Consider the following 862-nt stretch of genomic DNA (forward strand, 5'->3'; position numbering starts at 1 on the left):
GCACCGCAAGGTGCCGGGGCGAGGCCCGACCGAAATTGATCGGCTTGGCATCGCGAAAGCCATATCGGGTGACGGGGCCGGCCAGCATCGCCGGCGCCGCGCGAGACAGCCGCTTCGGCGGCGCCATAAGCGCCGCCGGCTCGACCGGCGGTTCGACACTGTCGGGAAGATCAGGCGCAGGGAATGCCACCGTCTCTTCCTCGGCTAGGCCGAAGGGACGCGCATTCTCTTCAGGCAATGACGCCGGCGGCCTGATACGGGCGGTGCCGGCCATCGACACTGTCTCGTCGGTGGCTTCGGTCTCAGCAGTCGCGACGGCCTTCGCCACCGGTGCGCTTGGCCTGACGACGGAACTGGTGATCTCGTTGGACGGCACCTGCAAGGCGTCCATGCCCGATGTGGACGAGCAGCCGGCAAGGCACAGCGATGCAAGCACAAAACTGACGACGCCTGGGAACCGCATCTGGACCTGTACACGAAACAAAACAGGCCGAAGGCGGATTTGCCGCCGGCAGACACGATTCCTAACGAGAAATTGCCAATAAATGTTGAATCAAGTTGTTAGGGATAAAATGGCGGCTCCGACGGCAGGCTGCCGGTGCTCCATATCTCGCTTGACAAGCTCGGCCATAATATTATCCTCCACTAATCTTACATTGTAAGGCTAGGAATTTCGGGAGGGGAAGCCATGTCATCCGCCCTGTCAGAACTGGAACCCGTAATAGTGCCGGTGCCGCATCCGCCGGCCATCGCGATCGAAAACGTGTCGGGCGACTTCAGCCGCGCCATCGAGCGCGCCGAGGTCAATGCGTGGCTTGACCTCTACGCTGCGGCGCCGGCCGATTTCGCAACGAGGCAAGGG

1 pseudogene is annotated in these 862 nt (G+C 62.2%); it reads right to left on the reverse strand.

The features are described 5' to 3' along the window. Positions 1–463, reverse strand: a pseudogene (locus tag EN742_RS36295) (muramidase); the annotation flags it as partial. Positions 464–862: the final 399 nt, after the last annotated feature.

The sequence above is a fragment of the Mesorhizobium sp. M4A.F.Ca.ET.020.02.1.1 genome (genome assembly GCF_004022645.1).
Classification (GTDB): domain Bacteria; phylum Pseudomonadota; class Alphaproteobacteria; order Rhizobiales; family Rhizobiaceae; genus Mesorhizobium.